The sequence below is a fragment of the Pseudoalteromonas sp. MMG012 genome, from assembly GCF_018100875.1.
In the GTDB taxonomy this organism is placed as follows: domain Bacteria; phylum Pseudomonadota; class Gammaproteobacteria; order Enterobacterales; family Alteromonadaceae; genus Pseudoalteromonas; species Pseudoalteromonas aurantia.
In genome coordinates this window covers 91,959-116,044 of the sequence record NZ_JAGJEF010000005.1, presented here as the reverse complement: position 1 = coordinate 116,044, position 24,086 = coordinate 91,959, and the positions used below count along the sequence as shown (strand labels likewise).

Annotated in this window: 19 protein-coding genes; 7 read left to right on the top strand and 12 right to left on the bottom strand. The window is 39.9% G+C overall.

Going from position 1 to position 24,086, the window contains the following annotated elements; translation table 11 throughout:
- Positions 1–54: 54 nt before the first annotated feature.
- The 6 genes from J8L97_RS03200 to J8L97_RS03175 all read right to left on the bottom strand — a co-directional run bounded on the left by J8L97_RS03200 (position 55) and on the right by J8L97_RS03175 (position 7,183).
- Positions 55–345 (bottom strand): PilZ domain-containing protein, encoded by a 291-nt coding sequence (locus J8L97_RS03200; protein ID WP_211047827.1) that lies wholly within the window; start codon positions 343–345, stop codon positions 55–57.
- Between the two features lie 9 nt (positions 346–354).
- A complete protein-coding gene (locus tag J8L97_RS03195; RefSeq protein WP_192508513.1) occupies positions 355–738 on the bottom strand; it encodes a PleD family two-component system response regulator in 384 nt (127 codons plus the stop codon).
- Positions 739–827: 89 nt separating this feature from the next.
- Positions 828–4,712 (bottom strand): ATP-dependent RNA helicase HrpA, encoded by a 3,885-nt coding sequence (hrpA, locus tag J8L97_RS03190; RefSeq protein ID WP_211047826.1) that lies wholly within the window; start codon positions 4,710–4,712, stop codon positions 828–830.
- A 96-nt stretch (positions 4,713–4,808) separates the two neighbouring features.
- The gene (locus tag J8L97_RS03185; protein WP_192506926.1) at positions 4,809–5,237 is read right to left on the bottom strand and encodes a CBS domain-containing protein; all 429 of its coding nucleotides are present in this window, start codon (positions 5,235–5,237) and stop codon (positions 4,809–4,811) included.
- A gap of 70 nt (positions 5,238–5,307) precedes the next feature.
- The gene (locus J8L97_RS03180; protein ID WP_211047825.1) at positions 5,308–6,345 is read right to left on the bottom strand and encodes an isoaspartyl peptidase/L-asparaginase; all 1,038 of its coding nucleotides are present in this window, start codon (positions 6,343–6,345) and stop codon (positions 5,308–5,310) included.
- Between the two features lie 127 nt (positions 6,346–6,472).
- On the bottom strand, positions 6,473–7,183 hold the full coding sequence (locus tag J8L97_RS03175) for a SapC family protein (RefSeq protein WP_192508512.1): 711 nt from the start codon (positions 7,181–7,183) through the stop codon (positions 6,473–6,475).
- Positions 7,184–7,565: 382 nt separating this feature from the next.
- On the opposite strand from J8L97_RS03175, the gene J8L97_RS03170 reads away from it, so the two are divergent.
- Entirely contained in the window at positions 7,566–8,240 is a 675-nt protein-coding gene (locus tag J8L97_RS03170; RefSeq protein ID WP_211047824.1) for a DUF6445 family protein, read from the top strand.
- Here the strand turns inward: J8L97_RS03170 and J8L97_RS03165 are convergent.
- The 5 genes from J8L97_RS03165 to pgi form a co-directional block, all read right to left on the bottom strand.
- Positions 8,237–9,799: a tryptophan halogenase family protein gene (locus J8L97_RS03165; RefSeq protein ID WP_211047823.1), complete on the bottom strand. Its 1,563-nt coding sequence runs from the start codon at positions 9,797–9,799 to the stop codon at positions 8,237–8,239. The two genes, J8L97_RS03170 and J8L97_RS03165, sit on opposite strands and share 4 nt — an antisense overlap.
- A gap of 204 nt (positions 9,800–10,003) precedes the next feature.
- A complete protein-coding gene (locus J8L97_RS03160; protein WP_192506922.1) occupies positions 10,004–12,625 on the bottom strand; it encodes a TonB-dependent receptor in 2,622 nt (873 codons plus the stop codon).
- A gap of 784 nt (positions 12,626–13,409) precedes the next feature.
- Complete coding sequence (gene pgl, locus J8L97_RS03155) at positions 13,410–14,117, bottom strand: 6-phosphogluconolactonase (RefSeq protein WP_211047822.1); 708 nt, start codon at positions 14,115–14,117, stop codon at positions 13,410–13,412.
- The gene (gene zwf / locus J8L97_RS03150) at positions 14,117–15,589 is read right to left on the bottom strand and encodes a glucose-6-phosphate dehydrogenase (protein ID WP_211047821.1); all 1,473 of its coding nucleotides are present in this window, start codon (positions 15,587–15,589) and stop codon (positions 14,117–14,119) included. The genes pgl and zwf overlap by 1 nt, the downstream gene beginning before the upstream one ends.
- Before the next feature lie 319 nt (positions 15,590–15,908).
- Positions 15,909–17,549, bottom strand: coding sequence for a glucose-6-phosphate isomerase (gene pgi, locus J8L97_RS03145; RefSeq protein ID WP_211047820.1), 1,641 nt, complete (start codon positions 17,547–17,549; stop codon positions 15,909–15,911).
- A 297-nt stretch (positions 17,550–17,846) separates the two neighbouring features.
- Between pgi and J8L97_RS03140 the strand changes: the two genes are divergently transcribed.
- Complete coding sequence (locus J8L97_RS03140) at positions 17,847–18,887, top strand: LacI family DNA-binding transcriptional regulator (protein WP_192506918.1); 1,041 nt, start codon at positions 17,847–17,849, stop codon at positions 18,885–18,887.
- 202 nt (positions 18,888–19,089) lie between these two features.
- Here J8L97_RS03140 and J8L97_RS03135 read toward each other — a convergent pair whose 3' ends face one another.
- A complete protein-coding gene (locus J8L97_RS03135) occupies positions 19,090–20,172 on the bottom strand; it encodes an AI-2E family transporter (RefSeq protein WP_211047819.1) in 1,083 nt (360 codons plus the stop codon).
- 371 nt (positions 20,173–20,543) lie between these two features.
- Here J8L97_RS03135 and J8L97_RS03130 point away from each other — a divergent pair, with 371 nt between their 5' ends.
- The 5 genes from J8L97_RS03130 to J8L97_RS03110 are packed head-to-tail and all read left to right on the top strand — an operon-like array spanning position 20,544 to position 24,044.
- Positions 20,544–21,209: a hypothetical protein gene (locus tag J8L97_RS03130; protein WP_211047818.1), complete on the top strand. Its 666-nt coding sequence runs from the start codon at positions 20,544–20,546 to the stop codon at positions 21,207–21,209.
- A gap of 1 nt (position 21,210) precedes the next feature.
- Complete coding sequence (locus J8L97_RS03125) at positions 21,211–22,662, top strand: M48 family metalloprotease (RefSeq protein WP_210996193.1); 1,452 nt, start codon at positions 21,211–21,213, stop codon at positions 22,660–22,662.
- 48 nt (positions 22,663–22,710) lie between these two features.
- A complete protein-coding gene (arsC, locus tag J8L97_RS03120) occupies positions 22,711–23,058 on the top strand; it encodes an arsenate reductase (glutaredoxin) (RefSeq protein WP_192506913.1) in 348 nt (115 codons plus the stop codon).
- Positions 23,059–23,610 (top strand): NAD(P)H:quinone oxidoreductase, encoded by a 552-nt coding sequence (wrbA, locus tag J8L97_RS03115; RefSeq protein ID WP_192506912.1) that lies wholly within the window; start codon positions 23,059–23,061, stop codon positions 23,608–23,610. It abuts the gene before it with no gap.
- Positions 23,607–24,044, top strand: a complete 438-nt coding sequence (locus J8L97_RS03110) for a DUF2069 domain-containing protein (RefSeq protein ID WP_192506911.1) — start codon at positions 23,607–23,609, stop codon at positions 24,042–24,044. Before wrbA ends, J8L97_RS03110 begins: the two co-directional genes overlap by 4 nt.
- Positions 24,045–24,086 lie beyond the last annotated feature (42 nt).

Sequence of the window (24,086 nt, the reverse complement as noted above, 5' to 3'; positions counted from 1 at the left end):
CATGCAATATCTAAAAAGGGGCTATCGCCCCATTTTAATTTTAGCCTAATACATTTAATTAAACTGGGTGATCTCAAGCCCAAGTAAATAACCAGATTCTTGTTCTTGTGTACATCTCATCACTTTAGCATGTGCGTTCAAAGGAGGGGTAGAGCTGCTATTCGAATCTATATATACTTCCACCAACGTATCCATTTCTATCGGTTCTTCGATTTCTATAGATAACCCCGTTGCACTCAAGTCGTTACATATTCCCTCTAAAGTCAGCCCAGATTCTAACAATTTAATTTGTGCTTTCGCGTTGACCATCATTCGCATAAAACGACGTTTGTCTTCGTGCAACATACCCAACTCCTAGACCATTAATTTTAGTTTTTCTAATAAGGATTGCATTGAAAAAGGTTTAACCACATATGCGTCACACCCAGCTTCAAAGCCAGCCTGTTGTTCTTGCTCAGTTTCAAGCCCCGATAGCATAACAACTGGTATATCTTTGGTTTCCGGCGTATTTTTTAACAGTCGGCATGTATCATAACCATCCAGTCCAGGCATACACACATCAAGTAAAATCGCATCTGGCCGTTGCGCTATCGCATTAGACAAACAGCTTTTACCTGAATCTGCATAACTCAATGTAAACACCTCAGACAATGCCATACTCAGCATTTCATAGTTAAAATATTCGTCATCCACAACCAATACATGAGGCGTGGTATTCCTTGTTTGCTCTGCGGACATGGTTAGTGTCACTTCCTTTTCAAGATCCAAAAATTGATTCCTCTTATTAAAATAATGGGCTTGACCCAAAAAGCAAGCTTCAAGTTAAATTATTCACACTCTTTGAGCGCATTCATAATCCTTTTGGCTGAAATTGGATAAGGTGTTCCTAATGTTTGAGCAAACAATGACACCCTTAGTTCCTCTTGCATCCAAAAAATATGTACTAATTCCTCGGGAATCGGTAGCCCTTTAGGTACCCTTGACTGCGCCTTATTATATACTTGCGCTACTTTTTCTAACTCCAATACACACAATCTATCGCGATTTGGATCTACAGGTAGCTTTTCCAATCGTTTTTCTATTGCTTTCATATAACGTAACAAATCATCGAGTTTCTCACTGCCATGACTGGTTACAAAGCCTTTAAATACTAATCTTTGCAATTGCGACTTAACGTCTCCATGAGCCGTTATCATCGTTAAATCAATAGACCCTTTCATGCGCTTATTAATTGCATGCGCAACACTTAATACTTGCTCAACTTGAGTCGCAATATGAACAACACAATCACCTAGTTCACCACGAATTGCCTCTTTTGCATGCTCAAACGCCTGCTCATTACGAATATCTCCATACTTAAGCAACAGTTTATCTACCCCAGCCGCGATGCAATCATCAATCAGGTCTTGTACTTTACCGAATGGATTAAAATACAAACCAAGTTTGGCTTTGTTTGGGAGCTTCTGTTGCAAATATTTTATTGGTGATGGTACATTTAACAAGACTAAACGACGTAAACCTTGTTGATGTGCTGATAGTGCTTTTATTTGACTATCAAACAACTCAATTGCTGCACTGCTTTTTTTATCCACAAGCGCTGGAAACGCTTTTATCTCATAACTACCCTGCTTTTTTGTATATTCACTGGGTAAATCTCCAAATTGCCACTCTATGATCTGTTGCTGCTCTATGCCTTTTTCAGCGACTTGAGACAGTGTATCTGCAACTTTTCCCTGCAACTGTGTTTTGATTGCATGCAAGTCAAACCCATGAGCAAGCACAACATCTTTATCACCAAGTACCTGAAATTGCATTTTGAGGTGTGCATCTAGAAGGGTTAAATCCCAAGCATCAGCGTCCACCTTGACACCTGTCATACGTAACAGCCTAGTACTCAATGCATCGATCAAATTACCTTGTAAAGGTTCAACCGTAGCCAAAACCGCGTCTGCATAATTAGGTGCAGGTACAAAGTTACGCCTAATCGCCTTTGGTAAACTTTTAATTAAACCACAGATCAGCTCATGCCTAAGAGCGGGAATATGCCAATCAAAACCACTCTCTGAGACTTGATTAAGCAGTGCCAATGGAATATTAACGGTGACACCATCCACGGCTTTCCCTGGCTCGAAGTGGTAACTCAACGGCAAAATAATATTACCTTGCTGCCAAGTGTCAGGATAGTCAAACTCCGTAACCTGCTCTGCACCGTGGCGCATCAACTGTGCTTTATTCATATGTAAATAGCGTTTATCTTGGTGCTTTTTATCTTTCCACCAATGTGAAAACGCTGCACGAGTATTTACTTCTTGAGGGATCTTTTGGTCATAAAACTCAAACAACTGTTGCTCATCAACTAAAATATCGCGACGTCGTGCCTTCTGCTCTAAGATCTGAATATCATCAATCAAATCTTGGTTGTATTGCAAGAACCCTTCATTCTGACCCAGCTGTTGACCTATTAAAGCTTCTTTTAAGAATAATTCACGGCATAACTTAGGGTCAATTTGACTATACACACTGCGCTTTCTGCCAACAATGATCAGTCCATAAAGTGTTTGTTGTTCATACGCAATCACACACCCAGGTTTCTTTTCCCAATGTGGCTCACTATAACTGCGCTTAACCAAGTGCTGAGCCATCGAAGGTACCCAAGCAATATCTATTTTTGCATTAACTCGTGCGTAAAGCTTACTGGTTTCAACCAATTCAGCCGACATCAACCATTTCGGGCTTTTCTTAAATAAAGTTGAACCTGGAAACACGTGAAACTGGCTATTCCTAGCCCCTTTATAATGCTGCTTTTCATCTTTACAACCAATATGGCTGAGCATCCCACTCAAAAGTGCCTGATGGACATTATCCAATTCAGCCTCGTTGTCTGTTAACTTCAAACCCATTTCTTCAACAACTGAGGTTAACTGATAAACAATATCTTGCCATTCACGAATACGCATATATGCCAAAAAGTCTTTCTGACATAATTTTCGAAATTGGCCTCGGGAAAGTTCTGCTTGCTGTTGCTCTAAATAATACCAAAGGTTTAAAAATGCAATGAAATCCGAATCTGGGTGCTCAAAGCGTGCATGTTTCTCATCTGCCGCTCCTCGACGTTCTGAAGGACGTTCCCGAGGGTCTTGAATCGATAAAGCAGCAACAATAACAATGACTTCTCGTAATGCCCCTAACTTATCCGCACTCAATACCATTTTAGCTAAACGCGGGTCAATAGGTAATCGGCTCAATAACCGTCCAGATTGTGTCAACTTGGTCGCTTGATGACGTTTACTAGGGTAAACTGCTTCAAGTTCTTCCAGTAACGATACACCATCATTGATATTACGATTGTCTGGTACCTGAACAAAAGGAAACTCACTGATATCACCGAGTCCGAGTCCGAGCATTTGTAAAATAACCGAGGCCAAATTAGTTCTTAATATTTCTGGATCCGTAAATTCAGGACGAGATAAAAAATCATCCTCAGAATACAGACGAATACATACTCCTGAAGCAACTCGTCCACAGCGACCTTTACGCTGATTCGCACTGGCTTGCGATACAGCTTCAATTGGTAAACGCTGTACCTTGGTTCTATAGCTATAACGACTGATCCGTGCTGTCCCTGGGTCAATAACATAGCGAATACCCGGCACTGTTAAAGACGTTTCAGCCACGTTCGTCGATAGTACTATACGTCGTTGGCTATGAGCGGCAAAAATTCGGTTCTGCTCTGCGTTAGATAATCGTGCATATAAAGGGAGGACTTCTACCCCTCGTAAATTACGCTTTGCCAATGCATCAGCGGTATCACGAATTTCACGTTCACCATTCATAAAGATTAGAATATCGCCAGGACCTTCATCACACAGCTCATCTACCGCATCAAAAATACCCTGTAATTGATCATTTTGTGCTTCGATATCATTATTTGCAGTTTCAGCCGCAGGTCTATAGCGTACTTCTACTGGATAAGTTCTTCCTGATACTTCAATGATTGGGGCATCATTAAAGTGCTTAGAAAAGCGCTGAGGGTCTATAGTTGCAGAGGTAATTATAACTTTTAAATCTGGCCGTTTAAGCAACAAGTTCTTCAAGTAACCTAATATAAAGTCAATATTTAGACTACGTTCATGGGCCTCATCAATAATAATTGTATCATATTGATTTAAAAAACGATCTTGTTGTATTTCTGCCAATAAAATACCGTCAGTCATCAATTTAACATAGGTGTTATCTGATACTTGATCGCTAAAACGAATTTTAAAGCCAACTTCATTGCCCAATTCACAGCCGACTTCTTCGGCAATACGATTTGCAACAGTACGTGCTGCAAGGCGTCTAGGCTGTGTATGTCCAATGTAGCCATCAATACCGCGTCCAAGCTCCAAACATATCTTTGGTAGCTGAGTGGTTTTTCCTGAACCTGTTTCACCCGCAACAATAACAACTTGATGTGCAGCTATCGCGGCCTTAATTTCATCTTTTTTCTGACTTACCGGAAGCTGCTCTGGATAAGTCACCTCTGGTAATTGCTCTATACGAGCTAGTTTCAATGCTTGGCTACGTGCAATCGCTTGGGCAATAGATTGAACTGCTTTAGTTTGCTTCATTTCATCTGTAATTTTTTTTGTGCCGTGAAGGCGTTTTTTTAAAATGAATTGATCTTTCTTTAGGCAAGATTTTAGTTCAGAAAACAGCGGTCCAACACTCACTTCGCGATACCTTTATATAATACAAATCGCGAAGTAGTGTATCAAAAACATCTAACTGAGCCCATAATTATGCCCAGTTATTATATAAAATGATGGTTACACGTATCGATTCCCCGACTCATATGTATCATGTAAGTGCTTATCAAGCGCCAAAAGTACATTCGCTCGACTAATTACTCCCTTTAACCGCCCATCCTCATCACAAACTGGATAAAGCTTAGGGGCATTTACTGTCATACGATCTGCCATCTGTACGATACTGTCAGTTGGGGCTACGCAGATAGGATCACTATTCATAACATCACTAACAACGCTATGGGACTCATTTTGGTAAGTCGCCTCTAGCATTTTCTTAAGACAGTCTTGTTCAGACAAGAACCCTAGGACGTGTTTGTTACTATCAATAACAGGGCCACCTGACTGGCCACTTTGTAATAATTTCTCAACTGCCGCTTCTATGCGCATATCGGCAGAAAAAGTGACAGGGCGATGATTTAAATAGTCTGCTACTTGAATTGATTGCATGGTATCGGCTCCATTAAAAAACGCCAGCATTCATAACTATAGCTGGCGTCAACCAATTTGCCTGTAATTTTTAGTCGTGTTTAAAAATACCGACCTTTGTTGGCTGGGTATTCGTTTTACTCGCTCGATACATTCCTCTGGTATTAAACGGCATACTTATGTTGCCTTGGGTATCAACAATTATCACCCCACCAGTCCCCCCCACTGGTAGCAATACGTCATGAATGACAGTTTTACCGGCTTCAGCTATAGTTTTCCCTTGATATTGTACTCGCGCGCAAATATCAGCAGCCACATTATAACGAATAAAATACTCTCCATGACCTGTTGCAGATACTGCACAAGACGCATTATCTGCAAATGTCCCAGCACCAATAACTGGCGAGTCGCCAATTCGGCCATAGCGCTTGTTGGTCATACCACCAGTGGATGTAGCTGCTGCAATATTACCACTTTTATCTAATGCCACAGCGCCTACTGTCCCTACTTTATACTCAACGTCTAACGATTGGTGTGCAGCTTGATACTCTTTATTCTGTTGTTTTGCTTTTTCCATTTTATCTTTAGCACGCTCTAGCGCTTTATATCTATGCGGTGTATCAAAAACCTTATTATCCACTAACTGAACACCCTGCTGTTGAGCAAACACTTCAGCCCCTTGGCCACTAAGCATGACATGCACAGATTCTTCCATTACTAACCGAGCAAGATGAATTGGGTTTTCGATATGCTTAACACCCGCAACCGCACCAGCTTCTCGTGTTTTACCAAACATAATTGAAGCATCAAGCTCATGCTCTTCATCATGAGTATACACTGCGCCTTTGCCTGCATTAAAATACGGTGAATTTTCAAGAATAGTCACTGCCTGGGTAATGGCATCCAAACTGCTTCCCCCCTTATCCAGTACAGTGTATCCAGCTTCCACTGCCTCTTGCAGCTTCGCTCTATATGCTTGTTCTTTTTCGGGTGTAAATTTGCTCTTTTCTATGGTACCAGCGCCGCCATGTATTGCGATTGCAATAGGCATCTCAGCTGCACTAGCGGATTTCCCAATAAACATAAGCGATGCAAATAAAGCACAAAAACTGAGTGACTTCTTATTCATATTATAAAACTCATTGCTAAAATATCGACCATGCGTCTTATCGGATCTTAATGCAAGCTATACACGACCAATTTTCTTAAGGCATAAAAAAAGCACCTTACGGTGCTTTTTAAATTCAATCGAATTTTTAATCAGCTTGTTGCTGTGCTTTTAAACGCGCTAAACGTGCAACCTGGTGTGTTGACGTTAAAAAAGCGAAAATTGGGGCTAAATAACCACGCTTGCGCAGCTCTAGGTGCTCTTCATCACTTAGTTCATTAAGCTTACGCTCATCAACTAAATAGATACCATTAATATCTTTCTTCTCACCTTTAATGTCTACTGTCAGCGTTTGCTGTACAAGAAGCTCTTTATCAGCAAGGTACTGTGTAAACGCTTCTGTAACACGTGAAAACTCAATGAAGTTAACCAATGCTTCTTTACGTGCTTTTAAATAATCCGTTTCCTCGCCGTCTTTAAACAACGCGTTACCTTGCTCTTCACCAACCAGTGAACTCGCTTCATCAATCACAATACCGTATTGATCTTCTTCTGGGTGCTTAACAAGCCCAAATGGGTAACGAGTTGCAGCTAACGGAGCGAAACCAGATGTCCACTTGCCATTTTCAACAAACAAATTTTCGCCCGGCTCCAAGCCAAACATAGCCACTGGCTGAAATTGACCTGATTCTGTATTTTTTACAAAGGCCATTGGAAATTCAGTGGCTACACGCGCAAACTCATGCGCAACAACTGGCATTAAGTGCTGAGATTTTAAGAAATCAACATTGATGCCATTTTGTACTTTCGTGTTGGCATGTTTTTCGTTGTGTAAAGGCTGCACTTGTTGCTCTGCCATAATATTACTCCATTCAATTTTCATATTTATTACTTTTTGTTGGCATAAGGCTAAAGGTTTTAAAAAGAAAAGGAAAGCCCTAACTTAGGGAATATCGTTAATTATTTATTATTAGCGATAACAACGAAAAGAGCATGAATCAACTTACCTTTCTATACTCGTCACAAACCCGATTAAAAACATAAAACTAGGTTTCACTTAAAGCAATTTAGTTATAAGTTTCTTACTGCTCCACTCGAAAAAATATCGTATACTGGGCGGCATAAATTCAACTATTCATTCCGCTTATTTAAAGTGATAACAGAGTTGTTTTGCATGGTATTTATACAAACTTGAACGATACCAACCTGCTAATAAACCGAACGATTAAAAGGAGCATATTTTGCAATATCAAAACAACTCAACGAGTCATACTTTGGTCAAAACAATAGATGCCTCAACTGACAGCAAAAAGTGGTTAAAAACAGCCTCAAATTATCGCCCTGATTGGGTGTTACCAACCAACAGTTACCCAGGGTTATGGGCTAAAGTGCACAATGACTATTTCGCCTTTATCAAAAACGTAATTGAAGCGTTTTCAACACCGTTTAACTATTCAGCAAATAATGTAAAACGCGTCAGTTGCAATTATGCATTGGTTACACAAGAGCCGAGTAGTTTACAACCATTTCAAACAATCCCACATTTCGATTCACCAAAGGATAATCAAATCGCACTCGTTCATTATCTGTGTGACGCGCAATTTGGTGGTACAGGGTTTTACAGTCATAAATCAACGGGGATCAATAGAGTCTCAAGACACAATCATGATGACTATATTCACTCCATTAAAAAAGAAATAGACCCACACACTGCACAATCCCCAGAATACATCACACACACTCATCCTTTATTCGTGCGCGAGCATTATGAAGCGGCACAATTTGGAAAGATAGTTGCTTACCCTGGTAACTTACTCCATTCTGCATGTATCCCACAGCAGCTTCCTAAAGCGAACGATTTACGCTCTGGGCGATTAACCATTACAACATTTGCCACCTTAGGAGAAGATATCTAACTCTTCGCCATACCATGGCGACAAATATGCTCTAATAAAGTGCGGTGTGGCTGCAAATGCTTTTTGCAAAACAATACGCCCTGATCTATTTCATATTTTAAATTGTTTAGCTTATCTACATCCGCATATTTACTTGCTTCATGAGATAAGTTCGTTGGAAAGTTCATTCCATAAAGTACATATAAAAAGTTGTCTAACCTAAATGAATCAATTGTATATCTGAAGTCGAATTGTGATGGTATTTTATACTTCCACACCTCTAGCTTTTCTTTTAATTCATCTGATAATGACGCACTATTTCTATTATCTTTCCAAAACTCTGAGTCGTCTCGCTTCGATAGGTAATAATGCAATTTAATAAAGTCACAGGTTGATTCCCACATTTGGCAAATGTCTCGATTGAATCGCTTTGCACTCAGTGCCATACTCTCAGTATGAGCTGGTAACATATTCGCGAACACCCTTGCAGTCACATCAAACATCAATAACCCGGTGGCTTCTAATGGCTCGACAAACCCTTGAGACAACCCCATCGCGACACAATTATTGATCCATGCACGCTTTTGATAGCCAACTTTCATCTTTATTTTACGTACATCAGAATACGTCAGCGGCCGCTTTAAATAATCTGACAACGTCTGTAATGCATCATCATCAGATTGGTGCTTACTTGAAAAAACATACCCTACCCCTCTGCGGCTTTGTAAACCAATATCCCAGATCCAGCCATTTTCTTGTGCTGTAGATATTGTAAACGGAGGAATTGTTTGTTCTGGGTGATCATAAGGTACTTGAATCGCAAAGGCGGTGTCTGTCAATAAAACCTCTTTTTTACTTAAAAACTCACCTCCCAATGCCTGTTCAATCAATAACGCCTTAAACCCGGTACAATCAACAAATATGTCAGCAGTCAATGTTGAAGGAAGATCCGTAGTGAGATGAGAAATAAAGTTCTGCTTATTTGTGTGAACATCCACAACATTTGCTTTAACATTCTTCACTCCCAGACTTTCTATCGCATGCTGTGACAACAGTTGTGTGAACTTTCCCGCGTCTAAGTGGTAGGCATAATTAAAAATCCCTGTGTACTCTTTATCATTAGGTCTCTTAGGACCAACTCCAAGCGCACATGCATGAGACTGCACCGATACAAGATCTGCAAAATGCGTTTGGCCCAACGTCTTATCTAACAACCAATAAGGTGTAACATCAACAGGTGTAAGCTTAGGAAAGTCAAAAATATGATGATAAAATGATGACTGACCTTTATTAGGCGCAACCTCCCAATCAACAAACTTAATACTTTGCTTAAAAGAAACATCGCATTTTTGCACAAACTCTGTTTCACTAATTCCAAAATAGCGCAGTGTATCTTTCATTACTGGCACTGTACCTTCACCTACACCAATGGTCGGTATATCTGGCGAGTCTACCAGAGTAATTGAAATTGTACTGTCTTTAAAAGGCTCTAACTTTTTTGCTAAGTGACAAGCCGCTAACCAACCGGCCGTCCCACCCCCAACAATTACAATGCGCTTAATGTTTTGTTTATCTGTCATCGTTATCACTACCTACTTCAAATAATACACTACCGTTTATAATATTGGCGCTCTAATACGCTAGCTGCATCAAGTAACCCTGACCAAGAACTCACCATATCATATTAAAATCAATCCCTGATACTGAAAGAAAATACCATTATTTTTCATCAGCTATAAAAAAACCCTGACCAAAGATCAGGGTTTTTATTATTAAGTTACGACCTAGAAACGGAAGTCAACAGCTACAGAGTAACGGGTATCTGCAGAATATGACCATGCTGCATAGCCATCACGTAAAGATGCTTTTGAACCAGCTGGAGATTGTGCATCACCAAACTGTACGCTATCTTCACCCGTTAAGTTTGTACCAGCAAAGCGAACAGTGATCATTTCTGATACTGTATAACTCGCTGTCAGGTCAAGTGAACCATAGTCATCATGACGACGGTTTCCGTAGAAGCCTGTTTCACGGATCATGTACTCTGAACGCCAGTTATAAGCTAGACGAAGTGATACGTCATCATTTTCATAATAACCAACAGCGTTGATCGTCGTCTTAGAGCTATCTGAAAACTCACCAATCGCATCAACAAAGTTTGACTCTTCTACAGAGCCATCAGCATATGTCAGGTTAAACATAGTACCAAACCCACCACCTAACTCATGTTGTGATTGGAATTCAACACCAAAGATATCGCCACCAGTACCATCAACACGCGTATTAACCTGCCAGTTGTCTTCACCTGTTACAGGGTCAACAATACCCACATTTTGATTCAATAATGTATCAGTTGTGGTGAAGTTACTAACGTCTTTATAGAATAAAGTCACGGCAATCATGTCTGCATCACCGTAATAATATTCAATACCTAAATCAGACTGTGTCGCTTTATATGGCTTAAGGTTAGGGTTACCCTTAGTTAACTCTTCATTACCACGTTGCGTATCACCGTAACCAGAGATAGCAGTAGCCGCAAACATATCATCATAGTTCGGACGAGAAATTACTTGTGCAATTGAGAAACGTGCAATCGTATCTTCATTCACGTCATAGGCTAAGTTGAAACTTGGTAAAAACTCACTGTAATCACCTTCGTCTTTAATGATGTTGGTGCCAAGACCATTATTCTGAGCAATTCCGTTTGGATCTTCACTGCCCGGTGTTGGTGCATAATAGCTTGAAGATGCATCGGTAGAAACATAACGTACACCAAAGTTACCACGGTAGTTTTCACCACTGTAGTTTGCCATTACATAAATTGCTAAGTTTTCTTCATCGACTGTCGAGAAACCTGAGCGGTCTTCATACCACTGGTCAAATGACGCAGTTGCATTTTGACGCATCGCATTGATATCTGGCGTAGGAATGCCAATATCTTGCGTACCTGCAGAGTCTGACCCTGTCCAATATTGAGTCGGGTCTATAATGTTGTGATCTTTATGCGTTGGACGGTAAGATTTTTTCTCTACTGAGTGGTCAGTCCAGCGAATACCTGCTTTCACACTTGATACATATTCGTGATCTAACTCAAACGTAGCATCAACTTGGAAATAGGTTTCTTCATCTTTATTAGGAGCACGTTGTGATGCCCAAGACTGTAAGCCTCGACCATCCCAGTCATCTGCATACTCAGAAATATTCCAGCCACCTTTTGGTAGGTTAACCGTTGAAGCTTTGCCCGAGTTATCTAACACTAACCCATTAACATCAGCACCAGTACCAATAAAAGTTGCATGGTTAATAGTAAGGTCTGTACCACCTTCAGCTGTTGTATTACCAATGCGAGTTTCTACTTTAAAGCCATCGCCTTCAAAGTTGTATGCTAAATCAATAACTTCTGATTCCATTGAAGCGAAACGAGCAAACGTTTGAAGGAATGTTCTACCTGCAGAGTCATCACGTGTATTTGAACGAACTGTACATACACCACTTGCTAATGTTTGTTGACAGTTTTCAGTATCAGAGAATAAGAACAAGCTGTTATTGTGGTTGTTCGCATCGAGCTCTAATGTCATATAATGTAATACAAGCTCAGATGTGTCATCAATTGCATATTGTGCAGTCAAATCAACAGCCGTTCTTTCGCGTGCTTGTTCGAAGTAGTTTACAGACTCAGCACCTGACCAACCGTATGACGCTTCATTACCGCGACGTGCATAGGTTGTATCTTCAAATGCAACAGCGGCTAAAATACCAAAATTCTCGTCCGCATTTTTCCAACTATAAAGCCCTGACACACCAGGATCTGTTTCGTCTGACTCAGATGAGTACTCAGCTTCTACTGATAAAAATGCAGTTCCTGAGTCTAAATCTAACGGTTTACGCGTCTCTACATTAACCGTACCACCCACACCGCCTTCAACAATGTCAGCTTGTGAAGATTTGTATACTTCGATACCCGAAATCATTTGAGGTGGTAAAAGAGAGTAGTTAAAACTTCTGTCAATCGCTTGCTGATCGTACCAACCCGTTGATGCAACTGCTTGGCCATTCAAAGTTGTTAATGTTAACTGGTTCGAAGCACCACGAATAGACACTTGTTGGCCTTGACCAAACTGTCTGTTTACTGCCACACCTGGGATGCGCCCTAGCGCTTCGCCAACATCACTGTCAGGGAACTTACCGATATCTTCAGCAGATACAGCGTCAACGACACCGTTCGCAAAACGTTTAGTATTAACAGACTCTTTTAAAGAACGTCGAATACCACGAACTTCAATTACTTCAACGTCTTCTTGAACTTTATTTTCATCAGCAGCATAAGCTATGCCTGATACGCCTGCACTAAGTACAAGACCGACATTAACTGCTAGTAAGCTTTTTTTAAAATTATTAGCTAACACAGGATTCCCCTTGAATCATATTGTTGGTTTTTTAAATCACTTCTGCCCAGTGATGATGACAACGCTGTCATCTAATAACAAACATACACCGTAAATTACAAATTCGCTACATCTTTTTTGTCATATTAGACAAAAAACAGTCACAAATGGCAATAAGCCTTTGATTTTTATGAAAACTGTAATTTTCGTATGATTTTTTGTTACAAAATATCGATGGGAATATAGCATAAAAAACCAATATGCAGTAATAAATTACTCAAATTGGGGACCTTTATAACCAAGAGTTATATGAAGGAGCTGCTTTATTGTGGTTTTTACTATCAATTGAGATGAGAATACTTTGGCAGAAGTGTTCAAGGGTGATAACCATTCTCAATGACAACGCTGTCATTATAGATTCTCATACTCTTTCTGTCTAGTCCTTTGCTGTAAAATACTCATAACTTTTTCAGCCTACCTCCTTTAATTACGGTACATACCAGCCAATTCATATTCAATGATCATTCATCAAAAGTGTCAAAATATAATAATAGACGATTCAAAGTAACAGCCATAATGATATCTTCGCTAACAAGGCAACTATAAATAATATTCGGATAATTTGCTTTTTTTGGATTAACGGGAGACCAAACGAAAAGTAAGATGTTGATTTAATGATTAAAGGTATGTAAGTACAACTACGTGGGATTGTATCGCTTCTAGTCCTTACAGCGTTTAAATTGGCGCTAAGTACATAACAAACGAAATGTGAGCACACAAAGTGTGTACTCACATAAAATCGTTACTACGGACACCAAAAAACACTGAGGTTTATATCAGGATGATTTAATACCGCGCGCAAAGGGATCTCAAGTTCGGAACCCTGCACTTTTGCCTGTTCATACATCGCTCGCTTTTCGTCACCACTAATTAACAGTACAACCTCTCGCGATCGCGCAATACCAAATAAGGTCAAACTCATCCGCTCGGTAATACTGCCTGTCACCTCACTTTCAATCGCGTCGATTGCACAAACAATCTCTGTCGTTTGCAGAGCATGCGGCAAACCTTGTGAATTCGGGAACAATGATGCCGTGTGACCATCTGGGCCCATACCTAAAATAGTAACATCTGGAACCTTTAATGCCTGATAAGCTTGCTCGCACTCTACTTGCCCGATACTCGCAGACTGAGCAGAGTTTTTCATAGTAATAAACGCCGCGCCTGAAGCTTTATTTTGCAGTAAAGTCTCATGAATGAAGGCTTCATTTGATTTGTCATGATTGGCATCAACCCAACGCTCGTCTACCATTGCAATTGAGATTTTTTGCCACTCTAATGGTAAGTTAGATAAATGCTTATAAGCAGGTGCTGGGGAAGACCCTCCTGAAACCATAACCAACGCATTGCCATCACGTTGAATACCACCATCAATACCATGTTCTAACAAAGCGGCTAATGCTTCTGTCATTTGTGCCTTAGAGTCAAATAAACGTTCGTTAATTATTGCCATTATATTTTCTCTCCAGCGTTAAACCACACATGACCATTCTCCTGTAATAACTCATCAGCACCTTCAGGGCCCCATGAACCTGCGCGATAAAGTGCCGGGGCACCTTTTTCTTGCCAACGAGCTACAATTGGGTCAATCCATTGCCACGCTTGCCTTACTTCATGACGGTGAATAAATAAAGCTGGGTTATTTGCTGCCGCATCCAACATTAGACGTTTATATGCATCTGAGTGGAAACCATTTTTGTATTGTTCGCTCAGCTCAATGTTTAATGTAACTGGCTCTAATTGCATATCCAAATTATCTAACCGCTTAGACATCAGAGTCAGTTGAATGCTTTCTTCGGGTTGTAGGCGGATCACAAGGCGATTTGGTTGAATTGGACCGACAGAGTCATCGTACACATTGTGGGAAACCGGCTTATATTCAACAACAATTTCCGCACAACGTTTATGCATTCGCTTGCCCGTTCTTAAATAAAACGGCACACCTGACCAACGCCAGTTATCAATATGAGCACGAATAGCCACAAAAGTTTCGGTAATACTAGACCCTTCACCGAGTTCCTCTAAATACCCAGGAACTAACTTCCCTTGTAAATCACCAGGGACGTATTGGCCACGGATGATGTTATCATCAACGTCTGTGCCAACAAGAGGACGCAACGCTTCTAATACCTTAAGCTTTTCGGTGCGAATACTATTTGCATTTAACTTATGCGGCGACTCCATCGCAACAAGGCACAACAACTGCAAAAGATGATTTTGCACCATATCTCGTAAAGCGCCGGCTTTATCATAAAACCCAGCTCGAGCTTCTAACCCAACGGTTTCAGAAATACTAATTTGAATATTATCTATAGACTTCGCATCCCAGAGGTTTTCAAATAATGCATTTGAAAAACGCAGCGCCATTAAGTTTTGTACAGTCTCTTTTCCCAGGTAATGGTCAATACGGAAAATTTGTTCTTCCGTAAAAAACTCCGCAATTTTACCATTAATCTCTTCCGCAGACTTTCCACAGTAACCAATTGGTTTTTCCACAACAACGCGAGACGTTTCAGTTATAAGAGACTTCAGTGATAAGATCTCACAGCATTTACCATAAACAGCGGGCGGTAACGATAAGTAAAAAACGCGAGATTTATCAGCTGCACCTTGATCTAAAATAGTTTTTAGCTTATCCCAGTTGTCATCAATGTCAGTAACATTAACCACAACGGGTACTAAAAATTCAGAGAACGCGAGCCAATCTTTCTCATTAAATTCATCAGCCCCCAAAAACGATTGAAGTGCTTGATGTGCCGTTTCGATGTATTCTTGTTGTTTACTTTCTTCTCGAACAGTCGGCAGAATACGAGAGCCTTCGGGCAGGTTCCCTTCTTGATATGCACGATACATCGCTGGTAATAATTTACGTAAGGCTAAATCACCCCCACCACCAAAAATTACGATATCAAAAGGATTAAACATAATTTACTCTCTACAGGTTAGGCGCGTCGAAACAAACCATGTTAAAAGGCGCGCAATATTTCATTATAATATTTGACAGTTAAGCTACCGCCCAGTCTACCAAAACCGCCGTTTTATACAGCATTGAATTCGATTGCAAAGTACTTTAACAGGAATAAGCTGGAGGTGGATATTTTGCGATAAATGAGTCTTAGGGGCCCTGTAATTCCTCTCACAAAAATACAGGCCCTAAGAACTCCAGCGCTACCCGTTCAAAGGTAATCTTTTCACATTGCGTGATTCAGTTGTCTCATATAGTGAGACCAATTTGTTACAATAGTTAGCGACGTTGCTTATAGTAAGCGATAAGACCACTTGTTGAGCTATCGTGTTCATGATGCACATTATCTTGGGTCAATTCAGCTTCAATGGCTGACGCTAACCCTTTTCCTAGCTCAACACCCCATTGATCAAATGAACAAATTTCTAACAGGATACCTTGGCAGAATATTTTATGTTCATATAACGCAATCAATCGCCCAACCGCCTTTGCATCAACCGTATCAAGTATCATAGAGGTTGTCGGCCTATTTCCTTGATGAATTTTATGTGCAATTAGCTGCTCTACTTTTTCTTGAGCGATGCCCTTCTCAGCCAAATCTTTGCGAACTTGTTGCTCATCTACACCTGCCATCATTGCCTCAGTTTGAGCAAAAAAGTTTGATAACAAAATATCATGATGCTTATCAACCACTTTTTGTGGTTTTACTGAAGCGATAAAATCTGCCGGTACAATATTATTGCCTTGGTGCAGATATTGATAAAATGCGTGTTGGCCATTGATCCCTGTCATTCCCCAAATTAATGGTACGGTTGTATATTCAACCGTTCGTCCATCAAATGCAACTGACTTGCCATTGCTCTCCATCTCACCCTGTTGTAAATAAGCCGGTAACATATGAAGTGCCTGATCATAAGGTAATATTGCTTGTGCCTTATACCCCAAAAAGCTGGTATTCCAAACACTCAAAAGTGCCATGATTATGGGTATATTTTGTGATGACGGTGCATTTTTAAAATGCTCGTCTATCTCATAGGCACCAGCTAATATATCAGAAAACACCTCAAAACCGAGATATAACGATATCGGTAAGCCAATGGCACTCCACAGAGAAAACCGACCACCGACCCAGTCCCACATAGTAAATACATTCTCATCAGCAATACCGAATGCACGGGTTTTTTGTAAGTTCGTACTGACAGCAACAAAGTGCTTTTCAATTGCAGCTTCGCTTTTTGCGCTATTTAAAAACCATTTAACCGCAGAATTTGCATTAGTCATTGTTTCTGATGTTGTGAACGTTTTTGAAGAAATCACAAACAAGCTTGTTTCTGGGTCAACTTTATTTAGTACATCCGCTAACTGTACACCATCTACATTCGAAACGTAGTGCACATTTAGCTTATCATCTGTATGCGCTTTAAGCGCCTCAGTTGCCATTTGCGGACCTAGGTTAGAACCTCCCACACCAATAGCGATAATGTCTTTTACTGCTTTACAGGTATATCCAGTCCACTCACCCGAGCGCACTTTCTCAGTAAAATGCTTAATTTTATCCAATTCTGTTTGAACCGCAGGCATAACATCTTCACCGTCAACCATGACCGATGAACCAGAACGATTACGCAATGCCGTGTGAAGAACCGCTCTATCTTCAGTAAAGTTTATTTTCTCACCACAGAACATTTTTTTACGCCAAGCATCTAGGTTTACTTCTTCAACTAAAGAAATTAAATGAGAAAAAGCATCTTCATCTATCAGTTGCTTGGAATAGTCAAAAAGTAAACCAGGGATTTGGCACGAAAATTTATTAAACCGCTGACCGTCCTGAGCAAACAGGCTTTTTAGTTTTTGTTGTTTTAAATTTGCTGCAGACTGCTCTAGCGCTTGCCAACTACTAAGGTTGCTTCGGCAACTCATACTATTCCCCTAAACACGAATAACTTATTGAAAAATGAAGTAATACAATATTTCAACGAGTAAAATAACACTTGTTCAGTTAACCTTAAGTTAAAATGACAACGCTGTCAATCATCTACTTTTTGATTTTACTACGGAGATAATAACTCAATTTTGATGTTTTGACACCGGTATCATTAATTTATTTATGATCTTTATGCTGCTATTTTATGTTTGGATTAGATAGACTAAGCTACAAATATTATCATTTAATGAATTTTGAGCTCGTTGCGCTCTCTCAAATAAAAGAACAACAAAATGAAAGTCACCATAAATGATGTCGCTAAGTTAGCCGGTGTTTCAATGAAAACCGTCTCTCGTGTGATCAATAAAGAACCGTCAGTTCGAAAGAAAACGTATGATATTGTAATGAATGCGGTTAAAGAGTTGAACTATCAGCCCAATATTGCAGCTAGAAACCTCGCAGGTACTTCATCATTTGCGGTTGGTTTAGTTTATGACAACCCCAATGCTTACTATGTAATTGATATGCAAAACGGGGTTTTGTCACGCTGTAAAGAAGAGGGATATGAACTGGTTATTCATCCTTGCAGCTACTCTGACGATAACATGCAAGAAGAATTTGTGACCATGATTAAACGTTCACGATTAGCTGGTTTAGTACTCACACCACCACTATCTGAGCAACAGGCGATCATTGATATGTTAGACGAAATTGGTATTCAATATGTCCGGCTTTTATCAGGTCGAGCACAAGAAACTGAGAATAGTAGCAATTGTATTTTTGTGGATGATTTCGCCGCATCTCATGAAATAACAGAGCACCTTATTTCATTAGGCCATAAAAAAATAGGCTTTGTATTAGGAGACAAAGAACATAAATCAACCTCAGAGCGCTTGGCTGGTTATCGTCAAGCACTACAAGATCACAATGTTGCGTATAATGAGCAACTAATTTATGAAGGAAGTTACTCGTTCGAATCGGGTGTACTTGGCGCACAAAGTTTACTCAAAGATAACAACCAAAATAATATTACGGCGATTCTTGGTGGGAATGACGAGGTTGCTGCAGGTGCATTGTTTGCCGCTCGATTAATGAATATAGACATACCTGCCCAACTTTCAATCACAGGGTTCGAAGATTCTCCCTTCTCTCGCCAAACATGGCCTAAATTAACCACTGCACATCAAGCTAATAATGTTATTTCAGAGCATGCAGCAAGGTTACTTTTCACAAAAACACGAGGTTCAAGGTCACAAGATAGAGATATCATAACGACTTTTACACCATCACTTGTTATTCGTCAAAGTACTGGTGCCGCAGCAGATAATAGTTAACTTTTGCTACAATGCTTATTAATAAGGCAACTTATATTAGCTGCCTTTATTAAATACTTTTCACAAAAACACGTCAGCTTAAGAAGCTTAATAGGAATATCAGAGCGGCTTTCATCCCAGTACTTGTTATTCTTCAAAGCATTGGGGAAAAAGCGCGTAATAGCTAATTTTTGCTACGATACTCACAAAAAAATAACTTATATTAGCTTTCTTTCAGTAAAGGCTTTTCCGGTTCTTGCCATTGAGTTGACCAAGCATTGAACAGTGCTTTAACTAAAGAAGCGAGAGGAATTGCAAAAAACACCCCCCAAAAACCCCATATCCCACCAAAAAATAGCACAGCAACAATAATGTATACTGGATTGAGGTCAACCGCTTCTGAAAACAAAAGTGGTACTAATACATTACCGTCTAACGCTTGAATTACACCATAGACAATGAGCACAGTCCAAAACTGCGTATCAACACCAAATTGAAATAAAGCAACCGCCGCAACTGGAATTGTGACAAGTGCCGCACCAATAAATGGAATTAATACTGATAAACCAACAAGCGCACCAAGCAATGCTGCATAACGTAAATCTAAAATATAAAAAGCAATAAATGTAGTACTACCAATAATGATGATCTCGAATACTTTCCCACGGATATAATTCATGATTTGGTGATCCATTTCATGCCAAACCTGAATGATCAAACGTCTATCTTTCGGGACCAAGCGAGCAATACCATCTGTTAACGTGACTTTATCTTTTAGCATGAAAAATACTAATAATGGTACAAGGACTAAATAAATTAGCCAGGCTACGACGTCCTTTAAAGATGTCAATGATGCAGAGACAACGACTTGCCCTAGTTCAAGCACTTTAGACTCAAATGTCGTTACAAACGACTGCACTTGTTGAGTTGTTATCAAGTTGGGGTAATCATCTGGCAAATGAAGTAAAAAATACTTGCCCTTTTCAATCATATGCGGGCTTTCTTGTAATAAATTGCTCAGTTGCTGCCACAGCACAGGAACAATACCCAGCAACAAAGCAAGTACCACACCAACAAACAATAACATGATTAAAGTTGTCGCCAGTACCCTATTATGAACTACTGCTTGAACATGCGCAGTCGGCCAATCTAGCAAATACGCGATCACTAAGGCTACGAGTACAGGTACAACAAACGGACCAAAGAAGTAAAGTAGCATTGCTAATGTAATAAGCATCAGTAACAGTGTTACTGAATGTGGATCTGAAAATTTGTTTTGATACCACTGTTTTACTATTTCAAACATGTTTAATACTCACCTCAATGAAAGGTTGGGAGGTAACCTGACTATAATAATGATAGTTATGTAGTGTTAAATATCGCACAATATCACTAATATCTTGTTCGCCTAAATGATGAAACCGGATTGTACCCTCGGCTTTGTCAGCCTGTAACAAGTGCCATTTAAATTGCACAAAAAACTGTGGACACTTAAACTCCGATAGGTCAATGTCTAACATATACGTGGACTCTCAGCAATTTTCTATGAAGCCTGTATCAAATAACAGACAATTAGTGTAACACTGTGATGTACAAACTAAAAAGGTTAGTTCTATAGCTTGGTACACCGCAATGGTTTATCCTTATAGATATAAGTAGAATTTGTAAGGTTTTTTTATGCCTAAACCCAGCGGTAAAGCCCAACTACCCGATAACCCAACGTTAAAAGAAATTAATTGGTATAAAAAACAAATTAATTGGGGCGAACTTCCTCCGTTTTACCACCTTGTCGCTTCATCAGTCAGCGAGAGTGAAGGAATTCTACAGCATGGCTTTGATAATGCTGTAAAACAACTATTAGACAAACGCAATTGGAACCTCGCGCTATTAGATGGCTATGAAGATGATAATGGGATCATACACACTCATGAAAAACCTCGGATTGCATTGCATCAAGCGTTTACTGACAGAGGATTTGAACTTTGGGCATACCCTTATGCGAAAGATATGAAAGTCGATAATTATATCAAAGACAACCGATTTATGGAGTTTCAGATTTGGGACCCCCATACAATGAAAAACCTTATTCGTATAAATCAACTCCATAAATTTATTGGATTTTACTTCGAGCGAGGTGATATAGCAGATAAAGCAATTATCTTACACGCTCATAAAGTAGTTCATAAGATAATTACTTTTTTAAAAAAAGAATTGAACGTCAAAACTGTTGACGGTGTCTCAATAAAAGATTTTTACCAGCTCTGCGAAAAAGACAGCCGAGCATGTAGTGATGAAATAGATCTGGCAAAACTGATGCTTGGTGACGATATAAAGAAGGACTAGTATGACATTTAACACGCTTCTAAGGTATATAATAGGCGCTGGGTTGTTGATATCGAGTTGCCAAGCAGCTGCACAAAGCCCATTTAAGCTGCCTGATTTAGGCACTTCAGCATTGCAAGCGTTGCCTATCGAAAAAGAACAAGCGCTTGGTAATGTAATGATGATGCAAATTCGTTCAGGTTCTCCATTATTGCAAGACCCTGTTTTAGACGAATACTTAACATCACTTGGAAATCGTTTAGTTGCGAATGCCAATGACGTACGATTCCCTTTTACTTTCTTCTGGATCAATAACCCAGCAATTAACGCCTTTGCATTTTACGGGGGGCACGTCGGTGTTCATTCTGGCCTGATTGCGCAATCAGACAATGAAAGCCAATTTGCATCCGTTTTAGGCCATGAAATTGCCCATGTAACACAACGCCATCTTGCACGAAGAATACAAAAAGCACAGGACAATAGCGCTTTAACAATTGCAGGTATGATTGCGGGAGTTTTAGCCACTGTCGTTGCGCCAGATGCAGGTATGGCTATTATCGCGGCAAACTCGACTCAAGCAGCACTTAGTCAACTGACGCATAGCCGAAAAGCCGAGCAAGAAGCAGATAGATTTGGTATGCAAACTCTTCATGCGGCTGGCTTTGATGCAACTCAATCGGCTGAGTTTTTAAGTAAACTTGCCGCGCAAACTCGTTTTAAAAACAAGCCTCCAGTGTTTTTGTTAACCCACCCACTACCAGATTCACGTATATCCGATGTCAGGCTAAGAGCACAGCAATACAGTCCAGTTAGGCTTATGGAAAGCACTAAGTTTCAGTTAGCAAAAAGCCGTGTACTTGCCAGAAATCAGTATAAAAGCGAGGACGCCCAAGCCTTTTTTGAACGTGAACTCAAGCTCTCCTCAAAGCTGGATAACCGAGCACTCCAGTATGGGCTAGCACTATCACTACTCGATCAGGACAAGTATCTTTTAGCCGAAAATATTATCTTAAAGCTACTCAGTAATGAACCTGATAACTTGTTCTACTTAGATGCTTATACAGATATATTAATAGGGCAAGAAAAAGCAGCTGAAGCCGTCAAATTACTCCAAGAAAAACATGAGTTCAGACCAAATAATCAAGTGATAACTCTTAACTTCGCGAATGCCGCTATTGAGGCAAAACAATACAACAAAGCGGCTCAATTGTTAAAGATATTCCTATTAGATAAGCCGGAACATTCTCTGGCAATTGACTTATTAAGTAAAGTTTACAAAGAGCAAGACAATAAATCAGCATATCACGAAACTAAAGCAAGTTTGCTGGCCCAGTACGGCGCGTATATTCAAGCAGCCGATGAAATACAACGTGCATTGAACAATGTTAAAAAGCAAGAAACAGTCAAAGCAAGTCGCCTCAAAGCTCTTTTAAGTCAATATAGGCAAATGCAAAAAGAGCTAGCAAAGCTTTAAGAATCCATATAGATACAGTAAAATATACAAAACTTATTCGGAGCTATTATGTCTGTCACCATCTACCATAACCCTCGTTGTTCAAAGTCTCGTGAGACATTGGCCCTTTTAGAAACGCAAGGCGTAACACCTACAATTGTCGAATATTTAAAAACACCAATCAACTTAGAACAATTAGAGACGCTACTTACACAACTCAGTTATCGTTCTGCACACCAGCTTGTGCGTAACAAAGAAGCGCTTTACAAAGAACTTGCATTAACGCCTGAAACGCCTGAAAGTACACTTAAAAATGCGATGATTGACAACCCAAAGCTGATTGAGCGCCCTATCGTTGTAAGTAATAATCAAGCCGCAATTGGTAGACCTCCTGAGTCTGTATTGGCAATACTATAAATGGTAAATATTGTTGTCTTGTATCATTCAAGTCACGGGTCAGTTGCAAACATGGCCCATGAAATTAGTGACACGCTTGAATATTTAGGCGCATCTGTGAAACTGAGGACTTTTGAGAAGAAGTTATCACACGATACTGTCGTAACGAAACAAGACCTTATAGAGTGTGATGCGCTCGCCTTTGGTACACCCACCCGGTTTGGGATGATGGCCGCTCAAGCGAAACTCTTTTGGGAAACCACCAGTGACATTTGGTTAAAGGGGCAATTGATAGATAAACCGGCCTGTGTATTCTCATCATCAAGTAGCATGCATGGTGGCAATGAAGCTACGCTTTTGAACTTATCATTACCTTTGCTTCATCATGGGATGATGTTATTAGGCGTACCCTATGACGTCCCTGAACTCATTGATACCACAACAGGAGGCACGCCATATGGTGCAACACATGTTGCTGGGGCAGATAACACAACAAAGTTATCAAATACGGAAATTAAAATATGCCAATCAGTCGGCAAACGATTATTTACTATAGCAAGTAAACTTAAATGAAGAAAATTGCAAAAAACCAAGTAACCCTCAATTATCAACGCTTAGCCTTAACTGGGTATATCGGCTTACTTTTATTAATGCCTATTTGGATGTTTGTACTTGTACCTAAAGAGAATTACAGTACAGGATTTATTTTTACCATCTATATACTCCCACTATTACTGCCTTTAAAAGGTATAATTCAAGATAAGCCTTACACATATGCTTGGGCAAATTTTATTGTTATGATCTACTTTATGCATAGTTTGACGATGATATGGATTGCACCAGAACAACGAATTATTGCATTACTTGAGCTATTACTGGCAACCGCAATGTTTGTTGGCTGCACATATTATGCAAGGCATAGAGGACAAGAGTTAGGCTTAAAGATCAGGAAGCTAAAAGAAGACTTAGCGGACGAGAAACAAGCCCACCAAGCACCCAAAGAGTAGTTAGAAACACTTATATTTTGTAGCACAAGTACCCTCGGTGTC